This window comes from Rouxiella sp. T17 (genome assembly GCF_036663475.1).
GTDB lineage: Bacteria > Pseudomonadota > Gammaproteobacteria > Enterobacterales > Enterobacteriaceae > Rouxiella.
This window is the reverse complement of record NZ_JAWUEA010000026.1, coordinates 157196-174542: the sequence shown is the minus strand read 5'-3', so window position 1 is coordinate 174542 and position 17347 is coordinate 157196. Positions and strand designations below refer to the sequence as shown.

The 17347-nt window shown below is 54.5% G+C and carries 16 protein-coding genes; 5 read left to right on the top strand and 11 right to left on the bottom strand.

Translation table 11 applies throughout. The annotated features are described in order from the left end of the window. Window positions 1-37: 37 nt before the first annotated feature. From SC206_RS07435 to exbB, 4 genes are all read right to left on the bottom strand, one after another. Window positions 38-517, bottom strand: coding sequence for a cold-shock protein (locus SC206_RS07435; protein ID WP_332735690.1), 480 nt, complete (start codon window positions 515-517; stop codon window positions 38-40). A 152-nt stretch (window positions 518-669) separates the two neighbouring features. Next, window positions 670-1323 carry a DNA oxidative demethylase AlkB gene (gene alkB / locus SC206_RS07430; RefSeq protein ID WP_332735688.1) on the bottom strand — a complete coding sequence of 218 codons (654 nt, stop codon included), beginning with the start codon at window positions 1321-1323 and terminating at the stop codon, window positions 670-672. A gap of 160 nt (window positions 1324-1483) precedes the next feature. Beyond that, entirely contained in the window at window positions 1484-1915 is a 432-nt protein-coding gene (gene exbD / locus SC206_RS07425) for a TonB system transport protein ExbD (RefSeq protein ID WP_332735686.1), read from the bottom strand. A gap of 7 nt (window positions 1916-1922) precedes the next feature. Continuing rightward, on the bottom strand, window positions 1923-2873 hold the full coding sequence (gene exbB, locus SC206_RS07420) for a tol-pal system-associated acyl-CoA thioesterase (RefSeq protein WP_332735841.1): 951 nt from the start codon (window positions 2871-2873) through the stop codon (window positions 1923-1925). Between the two features lie 307 nt (window positions 2874-3180). On the opposite strand from exbB, the gene metC reads away from it, so the two are divergent. Together metC and SC206_RS07410 are read left to right on the top strand one after the other, a co-directional pair. After that, entirely contained in the window at window positions 3181-4368 is a 1188-nt protein-coding gene (gene metC, locus SC206_RS07415) for a cystathionine beta-lyase (protein WP_332735684.1), read from the top strand. A 178-nt stretch (window positions 4369-4546) separates the two neighbouring features. Continuing rightward, window positions 4547-5209, top strand: a complete 663-nt coding sequence (locus SC206_RS07410; RefSeq protein WP_332735682.1) for a DedA family protein — start codon at window positions 4547-4549, stop codon at window positions 5207-5209. 15 nt (window positions 5210-5224) lie between these two features. Here the strand turns inward: SC206_RS07410 and SC206_RS07405 are convergent, their stop codons facing one another. Then, complete coding sequence (locus SC206_RS07405; protein ID WP_332735680.1) at window positions 5225-6154, bottom strand: AraC family transcriptional regulator; 930 nt, start codon at window positions 6152-6154, stop codon at window positions 5225-5227. Between the two features lie 299 nt (window positions 6155-6453). Here SC206_RS07405 and dkgA point away from each other — a divergent pair, with 299 nt between their 5' ends. Beyond that, a complete protein-coding gene (dkgA, locus tag SC206_RS07400; protein ID WP_332735678.1) occupies window positions 6454-7287 on the top strand; it encodes a 2,5-didehydrogluconate reductase DkgA in 834 nt (277 codons plus the stop codon). A gap of 89 nt (window positions 7288-7376) precedes the next feature. On the opposite strand, the gene ftsP is transcribed toward dkgA, so the two are convergent. The 3 genes from ftsP to parC form a co-directional block, all read right to left on the bottom strand. Beyond that, on the bottom strand, window positions 7377-8798 hold the full coding sequence (ftsP, locus tag SC206_RS07395; RefSeq protein ID WP_332735676.1) for a cell division protein FtsP: 1422 nt from the start codon (window positions 8796-8798) through the stop codon (window positions 7377-7379). Between the two features lie 129 nt (window positions 8799-8927). After that, entirely contained in the window at window positions 8928-9671 is a 744-nt protein-coding gene (locus SC206_RS07390; RefSeq protein ID WP_332735672.1) for a 1-acylglycerol-3-phosphate O-acyltransferase, read from the bottom strand. Window positions 9672-9964: 293 nt separating this feature from the next. Next, window positions 9965-12238, bottom strand: a complete 2274-nt coding sequence (gene parC / locus SC206_RS07385; protein WP_332735670.1) for a DNA topoisomerase IV subunit A — start codon at window positions 12236-12238, stop codon at window positions 9965-9967. Window positions 12239-12603: 365 nt separating this feature from the next. Here parC and SC206_RS07380 point away from each other — a divergent pair, with 365 nt between their 5' ends. Both SC206_RS07380 and SC206_RS07375 read left to right on the top strand, forming a co-directional pair. After that, window positions 12604-13203, top strand: a complete 600-nt coding sequence (locus SC206_RS07380; protein ID WP_332735668.1) for an NAD(P)H-dependent oxidoreductase — start codon at window positions 12604-12606, stop codon at window positions 13201-13203. A 106-nt stretch (window positions 13204-13309) separates the two neighbouring features. After that, a complete protein-coding gene (locus tag SC206_RS07375) occupies window positions 13310-13615 on the top strand; it encodes a putative quinol monooxygenase (protein ID WP_332735666.1) in 306 nt (101 codons plus the stop codon). 333 nt (window positions 13616-13948) lie between these two features. Here the strand turns inward: SC206_RS07375 and parE are convergent, their stop codons facing one another. From parE to cpdA, 3 genes are all read right to left on the bottom strand, one after another. Then, the gene (parE, locus tag SC206_RS07370) at window positions 13949-15844 is read right to left on the bottom strand and encodes a DNA topoisomerase IV subunit B (protein WP_332735664.1); all 1896 of its coding nucleotides are present in this window, start codon (window positions 15842-15844) and stop codon (window positions 13949-13951) included. Window positions 15845-15922: 78 nt separating this feature from the next. Next, window positions 15923-16501 carry an esterase YqiA gene (gene yqiA / locus SC206_RS07365; protein ID WP_332735662.1) on the bottom strand — a complete coding sequence of 193 codons (579 nt, stop codon included), beginning with the start codon at window positions 16499-16501 and terminating at the stop codon, window positions 15923-15925. After that, on the bottom strand, window positions 16501-17328 hold the full coding sequence (cpdA, locus tag SC206_RS07360) for a 3',5'-cyclic-AMP phosphodiesterase (RefSeq protein WP_332735660.1): 828 nt from the start codon (window positions 17326-17328) through the stop codon (window positions 16501-16503). The genes yqiA and cpdA overlap by 1 nt, the downstream gene beginning before the upstream one ends. Window positions 17329-17347 lie beyond the last annotated feature (19 nt).

Genomic DNA, 17347 nt, shown 5'->3' with positions numbered 1-17347 from the left:
GCCGTCGGCGGGAAGGTGTCGACGGCTTGAAAGCAGATTACAGCGATTTAAGGATTTTAACCGTCGCGTCGACGTCAATCTCATCTTCGGTGAAGACGTAGGTCGAATTCTGGAAGGTAGTGATCAGCAGTTTTTTCACGGTACGCGTGGTCGCTTTCACTTCTTCATCTTTCGGCTTGATGCGATTCATCAGCAGGCCAACAGAGAGAACGGCGTTCTCTTTATCAATTTTAGTCTCTGCAGGCACTTCTTCGTTGAAAGCCAGGAACGACTTGATGCTGGTGATTTTGATACGCTCACCGGCGATGAAAATATGCTTGCTCTCAGGTTCGACTTTCACGGCAAAGGCTGACAGACCTTTGGTGTTGGTCGTCGGCTCAAAGGTCACCACGGCATCTTTCTTGATAAGATCAGGATTGGCGACTTTAATCACATGGAAATAACGGTTATCGCCGTTTTCATCTTTGATAAAGCCAAAACCTTTATCTTCAAACCAGGTTGTGATTACACCGTTCATCGCTCTTACCACCTAATAAATTCGTTCAAAAATGCCTGTTTTACCCGCTACGTTTTTTTGAAATCGGGGAGGGAAACAGTGAAGCCGCCTAGTTTAATGCACAACGCGCGGGAAGTCCTGTGCTTTACGCAGCGACTCATCAATGCTCGCGGTTAATGCGCCTTGCGAAAGGTCAGATTAAAGCGATACTGGCCCGTTAGCGGATGCTCGCCCGTTTTTAGCGGCAAAATTCCGTGATAACGCAGCCTCGCGGGCCCGCCCCAGACCACAATGTCGCCGTGAGTCAGGTTAACGCGCTGAGTCTGGTCGCTACGTTCAAGTCCGCCAAACTGAAATACCGCGGGCAATCCCAACGAGATCGACACGATCGGCTGGCCGAAATCTTCTTCGTCTTTATCCTGATGCAGCGACATCTTCGCGCCCGGCTGATAGCGATTTATCAGGCAGGCGTCAGGCTCGAAATCGTCGAAGCCCGCCTCTTTTGCCGCGCGAACGGCGAGCGTGTGGAACAGGTCCGGCATCGGCGGCCACGGTTTTCGAGTCTCGGGCGAGGTAGTTTGATAACGATAACCCTGTCGATCGGTTATCCAGCCCAGCTCGCCGCAGTTGGTCATCGCCACCGACATCGCATAGCCGCCCGGCGTCGCGCGATACTGAAACGGCGCTTTAATCGCAATCCTGTTGATGGCTTTGAGCAACTCCCGCTCGTCGGCCAGCGCCGCGCCGCGCAGCACCACCGCGCCCGGGCACAGGTCTTCACGCCAGCTCGGGTGAAAATCGGGGTGCGCGAAAAGGTCCAGATTCATGCTTCCTCCTGCCAGAATGTTCAGCCTTAAGTATAACAGTCCTTGGCAAAGGCGGCGGCGAGGCGGAGATCGTTAAAAGCAGAAGGCCCGAGTCACCTGCGTGGCTCGGGCCTTCTATTTTAGTGCGAAACTTAAGCGCGTAGAAAGGAAGAAAGAAGGTTTACTGCGCCGCAGCGCCGTTCTTCTCTTCGCCCACCAGCCCTACTTTCAGATAACCCGCTGCACGCAGTTTATCCATTACGCTCATGATGGTCGCGTAATCCACCGACTTGTCGGCACGGAAGAAAATAGTGGTCTGCTTGTCGCCGCTGGTGCGCTGGTCGAGCAGCGCGCCAAGGTTATCAGGCGTAATTGCCTGATCGCCAATAAACATCTGGTTGTCCGCTTTGACCGACAGGAACACCGGCTTTGGCGGGCGAGGCTGAGACTGGGCGGTAGACGCTGGCAGGTTAACCCGCACGTCTACCGTCGCCAGCGGCGCGGCAACCATAAAGATGATCAACAGCACCAGCATAACGTCGATGAAAGGCGTGACGTTAATGTCATGCATTTCGCCGCTTTCATCGAGGTCGTCGTTCAAACGAATTGCCATGATTGCCTTACCCTACGCGTAACTGATGACCCGCCTGCGCGCGCGGTGCCTCTTCGGCACTGGCCGCCAAATCAAGGTCACGGCCTTGCAACAGCAGAATCTGTGCTGCAACGTCGCCAACCTGATGACGATAAGACGCAATGGTACGAGCAAAAATGTTGTAGATAACGACCGCCGGGATCGCCGCAACCAGACCGACCGCCGTTGCCAGCAGCGCTTCTGCGATACCCGGTGCGACGACGGCAAGGTTGGTGGTTTGCGTTTGTGCAATGCCGATGAAGCTGTTCATGATGCCCCAAACAGTACCGAACAGGCCTACAAACGGCGAAATTGCACCGATTGTCGCCAAAATCCCGTTACCCCGACCGATATGACGACCCGCTGCGCTAACGCGGCGCTCAAGACGGAAACCGGTACGATCTTTAATGCCGCCGTTGTCGGTAGAACCCGCGGAGAGCTCAAGCTCGTTTTCGGCATCGCGCAGCATCTGGCTGCTGATGCTGTTGGCAGAGAAGTTTTCAGACTCGTCCAGCGCTTCTTTAAGTGAACGCATCGGCAGCAGCGAAGCCAGCTCGCGACGCAGACGACGACGGCCGGTAATAATTTCGGTGCCCTTGCTAAACAGCAGGGTCCAGGTCACGACAGAGGCCAACAGCAAGCCGATCATGACAATTTTAACCACGATGTCGGCGTGTTGATACATGCCCAGCACCGAGAGATCTTTTGGAATGATTGGACCCTGAGGATCGGCAGAGGAAGCCGCGCCGTTGGTGCTTTGCAGCACAGGCGTCGCGCTCGCGTCGGTTGGCGCAGGTGCCGAGGTTTCGGTCGTCGGCGTTACCACGTTGGCTGCGTTCGAAGAAGGCGCTGCAAAGGCGCTGCCGCTTAATCCAGCAATCAGCACCAGTGAAGTCATTACCGTACCGATTTTCGCTGTACCACTTTTACGCGTACTCATCATCTGTTTTACGTCCGTCAAAAATGACACCACTTTGTTCATCTTAATGCGACACGTTTGCACGTAGCGCCTCCAGCCATGATCAAAAGGATTGAATAGTTTAATAGCGGCAAATGATAACAAAATAAAAGCCATAATTGATAGTAGTTCTCATTATTATTTACATTACGTATTGGCATGAAAAAACAGGGTTAATCATTAAATGAAAAATTTTCACACACCTTGGCAAAGAAATGACCCTGCCGAAGAGGCATGTTAACGTAGGAAAAAGCGCCGGAATGGCGGAAATACAAGGTGAAGCGGTCTTATGACATCCAGGAAGATTGAAACTGCGTTGGTAAGCGCAGGCAGAGATAAAAAGTTTACTCAGGGTTCTGTTAACGCGGTGATTCAGCGCGCCTCTTCGCTGGTGTTCGACACCGTGGCCGACAAAAAGTTTGCCACCGCCAATCGCGCCAACGGCGAGCTGTTTTATGGCCGTCGCGGCACGCTGACCCATTTTTCATTGCAGGAGGCGATGGTCGAGCTGGAAGGCGGCGCGGGCTGCGCGCTCTATCCGTGCGGCGCGGCGGCGGTCAGCAACGCTATTTTGGCGTTTATCGAAACCGGCGATCACGTGCTGATGGCCAGCTCTTCCTACGAACCCACGCAGGATTTTTGCAGCAAAGTGCTGACCCGTCTGGGCGTCAGCACCACGTATTACCCTGCCTCTATTGGCGCGGATATCGCCGAGCTGGTCCAGCCAAATACCCGCGTGGTGTTTCTGGAATCGCCGGGCTCGATCACTATGGAAGTCCCTGATATTCCAGCAATGGTGAAAGCCGTACGCGCCGTGTCGCCGGAGGTGATTATCATGATCGACAACACTTGGGCGGCGGGGATTCTGTTCAAGGCGCTGGAGTTTGATATCGATATTTCAATTCAGGCGGGCACCAAATATATCGTCGGTCATTCCGATGCGATGCTCGGCACGGCGGTTTCAAACGCCCGCTGCTGGGAGCAGCTGCGCGAACAGTCTTATCTGATGGGCCAAATGGTCGACGCCGATACCGCCTATGTTGCCAGCCGCGGGCTGCGCACCATGGGAATTCGCCTCAAGCAGCACGCCGAAAGCAGCCTGCGCGTGGCCGAGTGGCTAGCAACGCGGCCCGAGGTGGCGCGGGTCAATCACCCTGCTCTGCCGGGCAGTCAGGGACACGAGTTCTGGAAACGCGATTTTACCGGCAGCTGCGGCCTGTTCTCTTTTATCCTTAATAAGCGTCTGAACGACAGCGAACTTTCCGCGTATCTCGATCACTTCGAACACTTCGGCATGGCCTATTCTTGGGGCGGTTTCGAATCGCTGGTGCTGGCGAATCAGCCGGAAGAAATTCAGGCGATTCGCCCCGGAGAAACCGTCGATTTCACCGGCACGCTGGTGCGTTTGCACATTGGGCTGGAGCACTGCGACGACCTGATCGCCGATCTCGAGGCGGCTTTCGCGCGCATCGCCTAAACTTAATAAAATCCTTGCGACAAACCGCCCATAACCTTACTTATCTGATAGGATTATGGGCGGTTCTTAACCATAATAAGTTAAATACTAATAAAGATTGATAGCACGATTTTCCTTTTACGTGACGTTGGCTTTTGCCGACTTTTCACGATTTTGAAGTAACCCAACAGGAAAGCTTATGGCTGTTTTAACTCAGATTCTTGATGCACTTTGGCAGCATGATTTTAGCGTACTCGCCAACCCGAACGTGTTGTGGGTCGTCTATGCCGTGCTGTTTACTACCCTTTTCCTCGAAAATGGCCTGCTTCCTGCCTCGTTTTTGCCGGGCGACAGTCTGCTGCTGCTCACCGGCGCGCTGGTTGCCAAAGGCGTGATGAGCCTTATTCCGACGCTGATTATTCTGGTGGTCGCCTCGAGTCTGGGCTGCTGGCTGAGTTATTTGCAGGGTCGCTGGCTCGGACACACCAAGCTGGTGAAAGGCTGGTTATTACATCTCCCCGCGCAATATCACCAACGCGCCCACGACTTGTTCGACAAACACGGCCTCACCGCGCTGCTGGTCGGGCGTTTCCTCGCCTTTGTGCGCACGCTTTTACCTACGATTGCCGGAATTTCAGGTCTCGATAACGCCCGCTTCCAGCTGTTTAACTGGCTGAGCGCGGTTCTGTGGGTTGGGGTAATTGTCGGCATGGGTTATGCCATCTGCCAGATTCCGCTGGTGCAGCGTCATGAAGATAAAGTCATGGCGGGCCTGATGATTCTGCCCGCGCTGCTGCTGGTCACTGGCCTTGTCGGCGCGCTGCTCGTGGTCTGGAAAAACCGCCGGAAAGCCCTCTCATAAATTTATTGAAGGGTATTAAGCGCCAAAAACCGTTTCGGTGAGGGGCAGAGCATTGCTCTCGCGCATGCGAGCGATCTCTTCGCTCGGCGTGACGCCAAAGTAGCGTTTGAATTCGCGACTAAACTGCGAGGCGCTTTCGTAACCGACGTTAAGCGCCGCGCTGCTGGCCTTGACGCTGTCATAAACCATCATCGCCCGCGCCTTGTGCAATCGATAATTTTTAAGATACTGCAACGGCGAGGTGCTGGTGACCGCCTTGAAATTATGGTGGAACGCCGAAACGCTCATGTTCACATCGCTGGCGAGCTGCTCCACGCTGAGCGGCTGCGCGTAGTGATTTTCTATCTTGCGCAGCGCCTTGGCTATCTGGCTAAAATGAGTGTGACGATTCACCAGCGCCTGCAACGCCCCGCCGTTTTCACTGGTCAGAATAAAGAACAAAATCTCGCGAATAATCTGCGGACCCAGCACTTTTGCGCGCAGCGGTTTGTCCATCACGTCGAGCAAACGTTCGCTGGCGCAGAGAATATCCTCATCCAGCACGCCCGAAGTAATGCCCGACGAATTGTCCGGCTGATGCGGAAAACCTTCGTCGCCCATCTCCACCAGCAAATCCTGCAACATCCCGGTTTCGATACGAATAGAGACGCCGGTCACCGGCCTTTCGGGCGTGCCAAAGGTCTCGCATTCAAACGGCAACGGCACGGTCAGCATCAGGTAATTTTTGGGATCGTAGGAAAAGGTTTTATTGCCGAGAAAGCCGACCTTGCTGCCCTGAAAAACGATGGTCACGCTCGGGTTATAGATAACCGGCTGGCGGGCGTGATAGCTGGAGTAACACATCAACGTCGCCTGCGGCACGCTGGATTGAAACTTTAGCGAACCTTCAGTCAGGCGCTCTACTTTTTTGGCCAATTCGGCACACAGGCTTTCAACATCTTGCATCACGCTTCCCCGATTAAAACGATCCGGTAATAATTCTGCCACACAATGCCGTTTTTCTACAGAATCTTGCAGAAACAGACAGCGGCTTGCAGGAACAGGCAAGGTTTTAACAGGAATGAGCATTAAAAAGTTCGCGCAATCCTGCCAGAGTGGTTAGCCAACACGTAAACAACACTTTTTGAGATAAATCGCTGAAAATGAATCATTAGCAAACTCTGCGAAATGACTATTCATTTACTAGACTTAGCCAATCAGGCAATAAATGCGTGGATTACGCATTTCCTCAACAGGAGAAATTTATGTCATCGCAATCCATCATCAAGCTTCACGACGACACGCGTATTCCTCAACTGGGTCTGGGCGTGTGGAAAGCCACCAACGACGAAGCGACTCACGCCGTCGGCACCGCGCTTAACGCAGGCTATCGTCACATCGATACCGCCGCCGCGTACAAAAATGAGGAAGGCGTAGGGAAAGCACTTCAGGAAACCAGCGTTGCCCGAGAAGATATTTTCATCACCACCAAACTGTGGAACGACCAGCAGCTCTACGCGCAAAAGGCGCTGGAAGAGAGTCTTGAAAAGCTGAAACTGGATTATGTCGATCTCTATCTGATCCACTGGCCGCTGCCCGCTGAAGGCAACTATGTTGAATCCTGGAAACAGCTGCTGAAGCTGAAAGAGCAGGGTTTGGCGAAAAGTGTCGGTGTGTGTAATTTCCAGATCCCGCATCTGCAACGTCTCATTGACGAAACCGGCGTCGCGCCGACCGTTAACCAGATTGAGCTGCATCCTTCGCTGCCGCAGCGCCAGCTGCACGCGTGGAATGCAACGCATCGCATTGCCACCGAATCCTGGAGCCCGCTGGCTCAGGGCGGCGACGGCCTGTTCGATCAGCCCCTGATTGAAAAGCTCGCCAAAAAATATGACAAAACGCCGGCGCAGATTGTGATCCGCTGGCACCTGGATAACGGATTGATTGTGATTCCAAAATCGGTCACGCCAAAACGTATCCACGAAAATTTCAACGTTTTTGACTTTAAGCTGGATAAAGAAGAGCTGTCGGCGTTTACCAAGCTGGACACGGGCACCCGTTTGGGTCCGGATCCGGACGATGCCAACGCGTTTAAATAAGACGGGTTGTCTTGAGTTAGACGTTTTTATAAGACTTTTTTAAGAAGACGTTTTGATGCCCCCACCGCGTGGGTGGGGGCAAAAAACTATTACGACCCTGCCGAAGGCTGAATCACCATCTGCCCCATCGTGCCGCGATCGGCAAGTTCGAGCGTCTGGCTATAGAAGAAGAACGGGAAGTGATCGTAAGAAGGCTGATTAAGATAAACCAGTAATTCCACCTCGCCATCGACCCACACGGTATCTTTAAAGCCGGCATCCTCAACCAGCGGCGACGCGCCGTTCACCGATTTCACCATGAAGGTCACGCCCTGCACGTGGAAAGGCTGCGGCAAATCTGCATGCACCGTCCAGCGCTCCCAGGTTCCCTGCATCGCCTGCACGTCGGTTCGCGACGGATCAAACACCGCGCCATTAATGCCCGGCTGATTGTCGCCCAGGCGGAATTCGCGGCTGCGCACCACGTTGCCCGCAATGAGCTGGTCGGCGAGCAAACGCATCGGCAGATTGTCGGTGACCAGCGGCAGCAGGCCGGTTGGCTTGATGGTCAGCACCACGGTTGACACCAGCATGCTCGACGGCTGGAACAGGCCGCGTAGGCGATCCATGATCCCGGCCGCTTCACCCGCCGAAATCGAGACTTCATCGCCCTGCGTCATGTCGACCAGCACTTCGCGACGCTCGCCCGGCGCCAACGACAAGCGCTGTACGCTAACCGGCGTCGGCAGGAAGCCCTGATCGGAGGCGATAACGTGGAACGGACGGTTGTCGGTCATGGTCAGTTCATAACGACGCGCGTTCGAGGCGTTGAGCAGGCGCAAACGCACCCAGCCGCGCGAAACGTTGACATACGGGCTCTGCACGCCGTTAACCAGCATGGTGTCGCCAAAGAAACCGCCGCTGGCAGGCGTGTCGTACTGCGGCACGCCAAAGTTATCGAGGCGTTTGTCTTGAATAATGATCGGGAAATCGTCGACCGCGTAGTGATTCGGCAGCGGCAGATTTTTACTGACCTCATCTTCCACCAGCCACATGCCTGCGAGACCGTTATAAACCTGCGACGCCATGTGGCCCGGCGTATTGGCGTGATACCAGCAGGTGGCCGCGGGCTGGCGAATAGGCAATACCGGCGACCAGTCGCTGCCGGAAGACATCATGCGCGCGCCGCCGCCGGTCAGCGTGCCGGGAACCTGTAACCCGCTGATGGTGACCGCCGCCGGAGCTGGCAGGCGATTGCTGTAAATGAGCTTGACGTCGTCGCCGTTGTAAACGCGCACCGTCGGGCCGAGGTACATGCCGTTAAAGCCCCAAACCGGCGCTTTGGCCCCGCCAAGAAACGCCCAATGTGAAGGCTGGAGGGTTAAAAATAGCGGCTGGCCGCGACGAGATTCAATCAGCGGAGGAATGGGAAGCGCGGGTTGTACACCAGCAGCCTGTGCCCTCAGCGGCAATGACCCAGCGGCAAGCGCCATACCGGATGCCTGTAAAAAACTGCGACGACTGAGGGACATATTTTCTCCATGAAAACAAAATCAAAAGCGCGGGTTAGCCCGTTAAACCTTCAATGGTGACGGACGCTAAATAATCTCCGTCAGGCAGGGAATATATTCCCAGACCCCTTCGGATGATTAGCAAACAGTTTATTTTTTTACTTTCATTTCGGCTTCGCGTCGCGCGACTTCAGCATCGAGCTCGGCGATTTTATCGGCCATAATTTGACGGCAATGCTCTGATAATTCGCGCAGACGCTCTTTGCCATACTGCGTGGTATCCACCGGCGGCAGCATTTCAATAATCACCAAACCGTTATTCCAGCGATTCAGCTTAATTTTATTGCTGGTATTGGAAACGCAAATAGGCACGATGGGCACGCCTGCGGCAATGGCCGCATGGAAAGCACCCGTTTTGAAAGGCATTAATCCACGACCGCGGCTGCGCGTACCTTCGGGGAACATCCAGATTGAAACATTTTTCTTTTTAATCTGCGCGACGACCTGAGAGATGGTGCCGTGCGCTTTGGCGCGGTTATCGCGGTCAATCAGCAGGTTACCGGTCACCCAGTACAACGGGCCGAAGAAAGGAACCCACAGCAGGCTTTTCTTGCCGACGGTTACCGTGCGCGGTTGCACCATACTCGCGGCCGTCACCATGTCGTAGTTGTTCTGATGGTTGGCGATATAAATACAGTTGCCGTTCTGCGCGGCATCGGCAGGAATACGCTGCTCGACTTTCAGACCGAATATCGGTGCCAGTCCGCCAAATAGATGACCGAACGTCGCGACATGCTTTGGATTTCTTGGGCTGAAAAGGCAATAGATCGAACCGAAAATACATACCAGAATGGAGAAAATCACGACATAAATAACGCGAAAAATAAATAACATAACACCCTCTTAAGCATACAACCGACGTCAAACAGAGTCTGACTCTGTGGTTCCTTTGCCGCTAGACTATTCTCGTGCCTCAGCACGCTCTACACAATAGTTATTCTTCAACCGGAGCGGGTTTTTGCTATGACAAACTCTGTGACAAACCCTATTGCAAACAACAATACAAACGATGTTGATGGCAACAAAGTAAGTGATTTATGCACAAAACCCAAAACAATAAATGAACTCACCACGGTAAAGTTTATTCAGGGCACCGAGGTGCCCTGAAAGGATAGCTGAAAAAAAACTTATTCTTCGCTATTTCCAACGGATGGCGGCGTTGGTGCGTCGTATTCGACCTTGTCGACTTTCTGCAATCCGCGCGGCAGCAGCGTGCCTTTACGTCCGCGCTCGGCGCTGAATTTCTGCAGATCTTCCGGACGCAGCGTCAGCTTGCGTTTGCCCACGTGCAGCGTCACCGAGGTTTGCGGTGCCAGCACCAGCAGCCACGCTAGCTTGTCGTTACCCGACGCGGCGTCGGCAGCCGAAATAGAGACAATTTTGTTGCCCTTGCCTTTCGACAACTGCGGCAGATCGGCGACCGGGAACATCAGCATTCGTCCGGCGCTGGTTATCGACAGCAGCATGTTGTCTTCGCCGTTCAGCTCGATAGGTGCCAGCGCTTTAGCGTTTTCCGGCAGCGTAATCATCGCCTTACCGGCGCGATTGCGCGCGACGAGGTCGGAGAAGTTACACACGAAACCATAGCCCGCATCGGAGGCCATCAGCAGTTTCTGCTCGTCGGCGGCCATCAGGACTTGCTGAATGCTCGCGCCCGGCGGCGGGGTCAGCTTGCCGGTCAACGGCTCGCCCTGCCCGCGCGCCGACGGCAACGTATTGGTGTCGAGCGCGTAGCTGCGGCCCGTGGAGTCGATAAACACCACCGGCTGATTGCTCTTGCCGCGCGCGGCGCTGCGGAAACTGTCGCCCGCCTTGTAGCTCAGGCCGGTTGGGTCGATGTCATGCCCCTTGGCGCTGCGTACCCAGCCCATTTCCGACAGCACAACGGTCACCGGTTCGGAAGGAATAATGTCGCTTTCGCTCATCGCCTTCGCTTCGCCACGCTCGACGATTGGCGAACGACGATCGTCGCCGTAGGCTTCAGCATCGGCCTGAATCTCTTTGCGAATCAAGGTGCTCAGCTTGCGCTCGGAACCCAGCAGCGCTTGCAGCTGATCGCGCTCTTTCTCAAGCTCGGCCTGCTCGCCGCGAATCTTCATCTCTTCCAGCTTGGCAAGGTGACGGAGTTTCAGCTCGAGGATAGATTCGGCCTGCGTTTCGCTCAGCGCAAAGCGCGCCATCAGCACCGGCTTTGGCTCGTCTTCGGAACGAATAATGTGGATAACGTCATCGATATTAAGGAAGGCAATCAATAAACCTTCGAGAATATGTAGGCGCTTCAAGACTTTATCGAGACGGAAATTCAGTCGGCGACGCACCGTTTCACGGCGATAAGAGAGCCATTCGGTGAGGATTTCGACCAGTCCTTTGACCTGCGGACGGTTATCCAGACCAATCATGTTCATGTTGATGCGATAGCTACGCTCAAGATCGGTGGTCGCAAACAGGTGGTTCATTACCTGATCGAGATCGATACGGTTTGAACGCGGCACGATAACCAGACGCGTCGGGTTTTCGTGATCGGATTCGTCGCGCAAATCTTCAACCATCGGCAGCTTTTTGGCGCGCATCTGGCTGGCAATCTGCTCCAGCACCTTGGCACCCGAAACCTGATGCGGCAGCGCGGTGATCACCGCCTCGCCGTCCTCTTTTTTCCACAGCGCGCGCATCCGCACCGAGCCTTTGCCCGACTCGTAAATTTTACGGATTTCATTGCGCGGCGTGATGATCTCGGCTTCGGTCGGGAAGTCCGGCCCCTGCACAAACTCAAGCAGCTCTTCCAGCGTGCTGCCCGGTTTTTCGAGCAGCGCGATAGCGGCGTTGGCGACTTCATGCAGGTTGTGTGGCGGAATGTCCGTCGCCATACCGACCGCGATGCCCGTGGTGCCGTTGAGCAGAATGTTCGGCAGGCGCGCAGGCAGCATCTTCGGCTCCTGCATCGTGCCGTCGAAGTTTGGCACCCAGTCCGCCGTGCCTAACGCCAGCTCGCGCAGTAATACTTCGGCATATTTCGACAGGCGCGATTCGGTATAACGCATCGCGGCGAAAGATTTCGGGTCATCCGGCGCGCCCCAGTTTCCCTGACCATCGACCAGCGGATAGCGGTAAGAGAATGGCTGCGCCATTAATACCATCGCTTCGTAACAGGCGCTGTCGCCGTGCGGATGGTATTTACCCAGTACGTCACCGACGGTACGGGCGGATTTCTTGAATTTCGCGTTGTTGCCAAGACCCAGCTCGGACATCGCGTAAATAATGCGGCGCTGAACCGGCTTGAGGCCATCGCCGATATAAGGGAGCGCCCTGTCCATGATGACGTACATGGAGTAGTTCAGATAGGCATTCTCGGTAAACGTGTGCAGAGCAAGACGCTCTGTACCGTCATGAGTCACTTCACTCATTAAATTTTTTTCCTCAAAACGGTGGCACTGATGTGCAGGAAATTAAACGTTCTGGACTGTGCTTTAGATTTTGTTGCCGCCCGTTTGCCAGCGATGTTCTGGAAATGGGCGTCACAATTAGGAAGTCGCGCGCTCAGGCGCTGTTGCGCGAGCGATGATGACCGCGATAGTACATCAAATGGCATATTGCTGTCACAGTTGCTGTGATTTGGCCGCCCACGTTATAGGCAAAAACCGTGAAAAAAGTCGATAACTGCTGTCGATTATTGCTTCATCAACAATAGTATTGTGCTCTTGCGCACATTTTTATCTGCAACAATCTTGTGTACACTTCGTTCAAATAGTTTATCAACGAGGCCAATGCCATGAGTAAGATACTGATTATTAACGCCGGAAAGACTTTTGCCCACTCAAAGGGTGCCCTCAATATTAGCCTGACCGAGGTTGCCGACACTTTCTTGCGCGATGCGGGTCACGAGGTGCGTGTTACCCATCTCGAACAAGGTTATGACGTCGAAGCCGAAATCGAGAGCTACGTTTGGGCCGATGCGATTATTTACCAGATGCCAGGCTGGTGGATGGGCGCGCCGTGGACGCTGAAAAAATATATCGACGAAGTCTTCACCGAAGGCCACGGTCGCCTGTATGAAAGCGATGGCCGCAGCCGTTCTGATGCCTCGAAAAAATATGGTTCCGGCGGCCTGCTGCAAGGCACCGCGTACATGCTTTCCGTCACCTGGAACGCGCCTTTGGAAGCTTTCGAAGATAAAGATCAGTTCTTCCACGGCGTTGGCGTAGACGGCGTTTACCTGCCATTCCACAAGGCCAACCAGTTTATCGGCCTTGATACGCTGCCCACCTTTATGTGTAACGACGTGATTAAAGCGCCAGACATCGACGGCTATTTCGCCAACTACCGCGCGCATTTAGACCACGTATTTGGTCAGGCCGAAGTCGCAGAATAAGGCGCTGATTTGGCAAAGCGATTGATTATTGCCACACTGTGAAAGCGTATTCGCGTGGACCGGTCGTTTATAAGGTCCACACACTTTCAGGGAAACCGAGGTTTTTATGATCACCGTGATTGCTGAAATCATCATCAAGCCGGGTCGCCGCGACGCTGTGCTGGATAAAATCCGCCAGCTGCTGCCCACCGTTCTCGAAGAAAAAGGCTGCCATCGTTACGAACCTTTTATCGACGTAAAAGGCCAGATCCCGTGGCGTCAAAGCGCACCCGACTCCATCTTCATGGTCGAAGATTGGGCCAGCCTAGCGCATCTCGAAGACCACCAGCAAGCCGCGCACATGCACGCGCATCGTGAAAACATCAAAAACGACGTCGTCGACGTAAAAATCAATATCATCGAAACCGCCTGATACTGATTTGACCCAATAAAAAACCGGAGCCAAAAACTCCGGTTTTTTCTTTCTAGATTTTCAAAATCTTAATCTGAAAAGTAATTTAAACTGCATCATTCAAAATTCAGGTAGGCGGCAACTGCGCGAATCCCCGGGAGCTGACATAAGTCAGTGACTGGGGTGAGCAAAGGCAGCCAACACCCCTGAATGAAGAATGCTGTAGATTAAATTTAAACTGCATCATTCAAAATTCAGGTAGGCGGCAACTGCGCGAATCCCCGGGAGCTGACATGAGTCAGTGACCGGGGTAAGCAAAGGCAGCCAACACCCCTGAATAAAGAATGCTGCTGTTTAAACTGAGAGATCGGCGGTGTCGCCTTTGTCTTGAAGCCAGTTCCTGCGATCTTCCGACCTCTTCTTCGCCAGCAGCATATCCATCATGCGCATCGTCTGGTCGACATCTTCTTCGTCTATCGTCAACTGCACCAGACGACGGGTATTCGGGTCCAGCGTCGTTTCACGCAGCTGCAACGGGTTCATTTCGCCCAGACCTTTAAAGCGCTGCACGTTCGGCTTGCCCTTTTTGCGTTTCAGCTGGTCCAGCACGCCGGTTTTCTCTTCTTCGTCGAGCGCGTAAAACACTTCTTTGCCGAGATCGATACGGTAAAGAGGCGGCATCGCGACATAGACGTGGCCGCCGCGCACCAGCGATCTGAAGTGACGGACAAACAGCGCGCACAGCAGCGTGGCGATGTGTAAACCGTCGGAGTCGGCATCCGCAAGAATGCAGATTTTGCCGTAACGCAACTGGGTGAGATCTTCGCTGTCGGGGTCGATACCAATCGCCACGGAGATGTCGTGCACCTCCTGCGAGGCCAGCACTTCGTCTGAAGAGACTTCCCACGTATTCAGGATCTTACCTTTCAGCGGCATGATCGCCTGATACTCGCGGTCGCGCGCCTGCTTGGCAGAACCGCCCGCAGAGTCCCCTTCGACCAGAAACAGTTCGGTCATTTTCAGGTCTTGCGAGGTGCAATCGGCCAGCTTGCCCGGCAACGCGGGTCCGCTGGTCAGCTTCTTGCGCACCACTTTTTTCGCCGCGCGCATACGACGCTGGGCGCTGGAAATTGCCAGTTCGGCCAGTTGTTCGGCCGCCTGCACATTCTGGTTCAGCCACAGGCTAAAGGCGTCTTTTACTACGCCGGAAACGAAGGCCGCGCACTGACGCGAAGACAAACGCTCTTTGGTCTGGCCGGCAAACTGGGGATCCTGCATTTTGACCGACAGCACGTAGGCGCAGCGTTCCCAGATATCTTCGGCGGAAAGCTTCACGCCGCGCGGCAGAATATTGCGGTATTCGCAGAATTCGCGCATCGCGTCGAGCAGGCCCTGACGCAGGCCGTTAACGTGGGTGCCGCCCTGCATGGTCGGGATCAGGTTAACGTAGCTTTCGGTCAGCATTTCGCCGCCTTCCGGCAGCCACAGCAGTGCCCAGTCAACCGCTTCGGTATCACCGGCAAACGCGCCGACGAAGGCCTTTTCAGGCAGCGTAATCAGGCCGTTTACGGCTTCCATCAGGTAATCGGTGAGACCGTCCTGATAGCACCAGCTTTGCTCGGTATTGTTTACTTTGTCTTTGAAGACAATTTCAACGCCCGGACAGAGCACGGCTTTGGCTTTCAGCAAATGGCTGAGGCGGCTCACGGAGAAGCGCGGGCTGTCGAAGAAGCTGCCATCGGGCCAGAAATGTACGCTGGTGCCGGTATTGCGCTTGCCCACGGTGCCGGTGACGGTCAGGTCCTGGACCTTGTCGCCATTTTCGAACGCCATGTTGTAGATTTGGCCGTCGCGGCGCACGGTGACTTCAACGCGCGTTGACAGGGCGTTGACTACCGAGATGCCGACGCCGTGCAACCCCCCTGAAAACTGGTAGTTTTTGTTGGAAAATTTACCGCCCGCGTGCAGACGGCAGAAGATCAGTTCAACGGCGGGAATACCCTCTTCCTGATGGATATCCACGGGCATGCCGCGACCGTCGTCGGTGACTTCAAGTGACTGATCGGCGTGCAGAATAACTTCGATACGACGGGCATGGCCCGCCAGCGCTTCATCGACGCTGTTATCGATGACTTCCTGTCCCAGATGGTTTGGCCGCGTGGTATCGGTATACATGCCAGGACGGCGACGCACAGGTTCGAGGCCGCTGAGAACCTCGATAGAATCCGCGTTATAGGTTGATTGACTCATCGTTTTTTAATTCGTGGCTCGGGTTGTGAGTGAACGATACTGTTGCTGGCGAACGCGATTTGCCGAGAGCAAATCTCACTACGATGCCAACTCCAAGAAATCCACAATCGGTGAGAAATAACGTTCAAAGCCGACAAATGCATGATTACCCTCAGGTTCTACGGTCTGGCGGCACGCGGTGTAATACGCTACGGCCTGACGGTAATCGAGGGTCTCATCGCCGGTTTGCTGGAGCAACCACAGTAAGTCGGGTGACTCCAGGGGTTCGATCTGCATCACTTTGAGATCGTAAACATGGCGAGACTCTAACACATATTGCTGGCCGGTGTAGGGGTTCTGATTGACCCCCAGATAGTCGATTAAAAGTTCATATGGCCGAACGGCAGGATTAACCACTACCGCAGGCAACATAAAACACTGCGACAGCCAGGTCGCGTAATAGCCGCCGAGCGACGAGCCGACAATCCCGATTTTTTCGCCGGAGCGATCCATGACCAGCGTTTCGAGCTGCTCGGCGGCGTCGGCGGGATGCGGCAACAGCTGCGGGATAACCATCTCGATTTGCGGATGATGTTCGGCCAGCCAGCTGCGCAGCGCCGTGGCCTTGGCGGAAAGCGGCGAACTGTTAAAACCGTGCAGATACAGCAATGTGTTCATTAATAACCTTCCGCGTCAGCGTCGGGGCTGAACTCGTCGCTGTCGATGCGGCAGACTTCGGTTTCAACGCGGCCGTCGGGATGCAGCGTCAGATAACGCCAGCCCGGTGCGAGGCTGTCGAGAGTAAAATTGGTGCAGTGCGGCTTGAACTGAACGCAGGTCGACGGCGTGGCGTAAAGCCGTTTGCCATACCAGTCGAGATCCAGCTCCTGATGAATGTGTCCGCAAATCAAGGTGGAAACCTGCGGATAATCTTCCAGCACCGCCGCCAGCGTGTGGGCGTTGCGTAGACTGTGCTGATCGAGCCAGGTACAGCCCGACGGCAGCGGGTGATGATGCAGCATAATCAGGGTAAATCGCTCGGGGAACTGCTCGAGACAGCGCGTCATCCATTCGAGCTGATACTCGCTGATTTCGCCGTGCGGCACGCCAAATACTTGAGTATCGAGCAGCAGAACCTGCCATTTATTGCCGAGTAAAATCTGTTTGGAAGGACGAATACCCGCCTCGGCCAGCGCATCAACCATGGCCGGTTGAAAATCGTGGTTTCCGGGCAGCCAAACGCAGGGAGCGGCAATGCGACTCACGCCCCGAGCGAAATGGTGATAGGCCTCGAGCGACTGATCCTGCGCCAAATCGCCGGTCGCCGTAATGATATCGACCTCGCGACCTTGTGCGCAGATAGCGTCCAGCACGGCGCGATAGCTGCGAAACGTGTTTACGCCCAGCAAAGTCTGCTCTTCGCCTGCGAAGAGGTGGGTATCAGTAATCTGAAGTATCCTGACTTTGGCCCCATCAACCAAAGGCAGCGTAAACAGGCTTTCCAAATTCGATCCTTTGTTATTG

What these genes read in the sequence shown, in the direction of transcription:
- SC206_RS07405 (WP_332735680.1), bottom strand. Translation starts at nt 6,154, where the DNA reads ATGCAAGATGTTGAAAGCCTGTGTGCCGAATTGGCCAAAAAAGTAGAG.
- metC (WP_332735684.1), top strand. Translation starts at nt 3,181, where the DNA reads ATGACATCCAGGAAGATTGAAACTGCGTTGGTAAGCGCAGGCAGAGAT.
- SC206_RS07380 (WP_332735668.1), top strand. Translation starts at nt 12,604, where the DNA reads ATGAGTAAGATACTGATTATTAACGCCGGAAAGACTTTTGCCCACTCA.
- SC206_RS07410 (WP_332735682.1), top strand. Translation starts at nt 4,547, where the DNA reads ATGGCTGTTTTAACTCAGATTCTTGATGCACTTTGGCAGCATGATTTT.
- parE (WP_332735664.1), bottom strand. Translation starts at nt 15,844, where the DNA reads ATGAGTCAATCAACCTATAACGCGGATTCTATCGAGGTTCTCAGCGGC.
- exbB (WP_332735841.1), bottom strand. Translation starts at nt 2,873, where the DNA reads ATGAGTACGCGTAAAAGTGGTACAGCGAAAATCGGTACGGTAATGACT.
- SC206_RS07390 (WP_332735672.1), bottom strand. Translation starts at nt 9,671, where the DNA reads ATGTTATTTATTTTTCGCGTTATTTATGTCGTGATTTTCTCCATTCTG.
- exbD (WP_332735686.1), bottom strand. Translation starts at nt 1,915, where the DNA reads ATGGCAATTCGTTTGAACGACGACCTCGATGAAAGCGGCGAAATGCAT.
- SC206_RS07435 (WP_332735690.1), bottom strand. Translation starts at nt 517, where the DNA reads ATGAACGGTGTAATCACAACCTGGTTTGAAGATAAAGGTTTTGGCTTT.
- SC206_RS07375 (WP_332735666.1), top strand. Translation starts at nt 13,310, where the DNA reads ATGATCACCGTGATTGCTGAAATCATCATCAAGCCGGGTCGCCGCGAC.
- ftsP (WP_332735676.1), bottom strand. Translation starts at nt 8,798, where the DNA reads ATGTCCCTCAGTCGTCGCAGTTTTTTACAGGCATCCGGTATGGCGCTT.
- dkgA (WP_332735678.1), top strand. Translation starts at nt 6,454, where the DNA reads ATGTCATCGCAATCCATCATCAAGCTTCACGACGACACGCGTATTCCT.
- parC (WP_332735670.1), bottom strand. Translation starts at nt 12,238, where the DNA reads ATGAGTGAAGTGACTCATGACGGTACAGAGCGTCTTGCTCTGCACACG.
- yqiA (WP_332735662.1), bottom strand. Translation starts at nt 16,501, where the DNA reads ATGAACACATTGCTGTATCTGCACGGTTTTAACAGTTCGCCGCTTTCC.
- alkB (WP_332735688.1), bottom strand. Translation starts at nt 1,323, where the DNA reads ATGAATCTGGACCTTTTCGCGCACCCCGATTTTCACCCGAGCTGGCGT.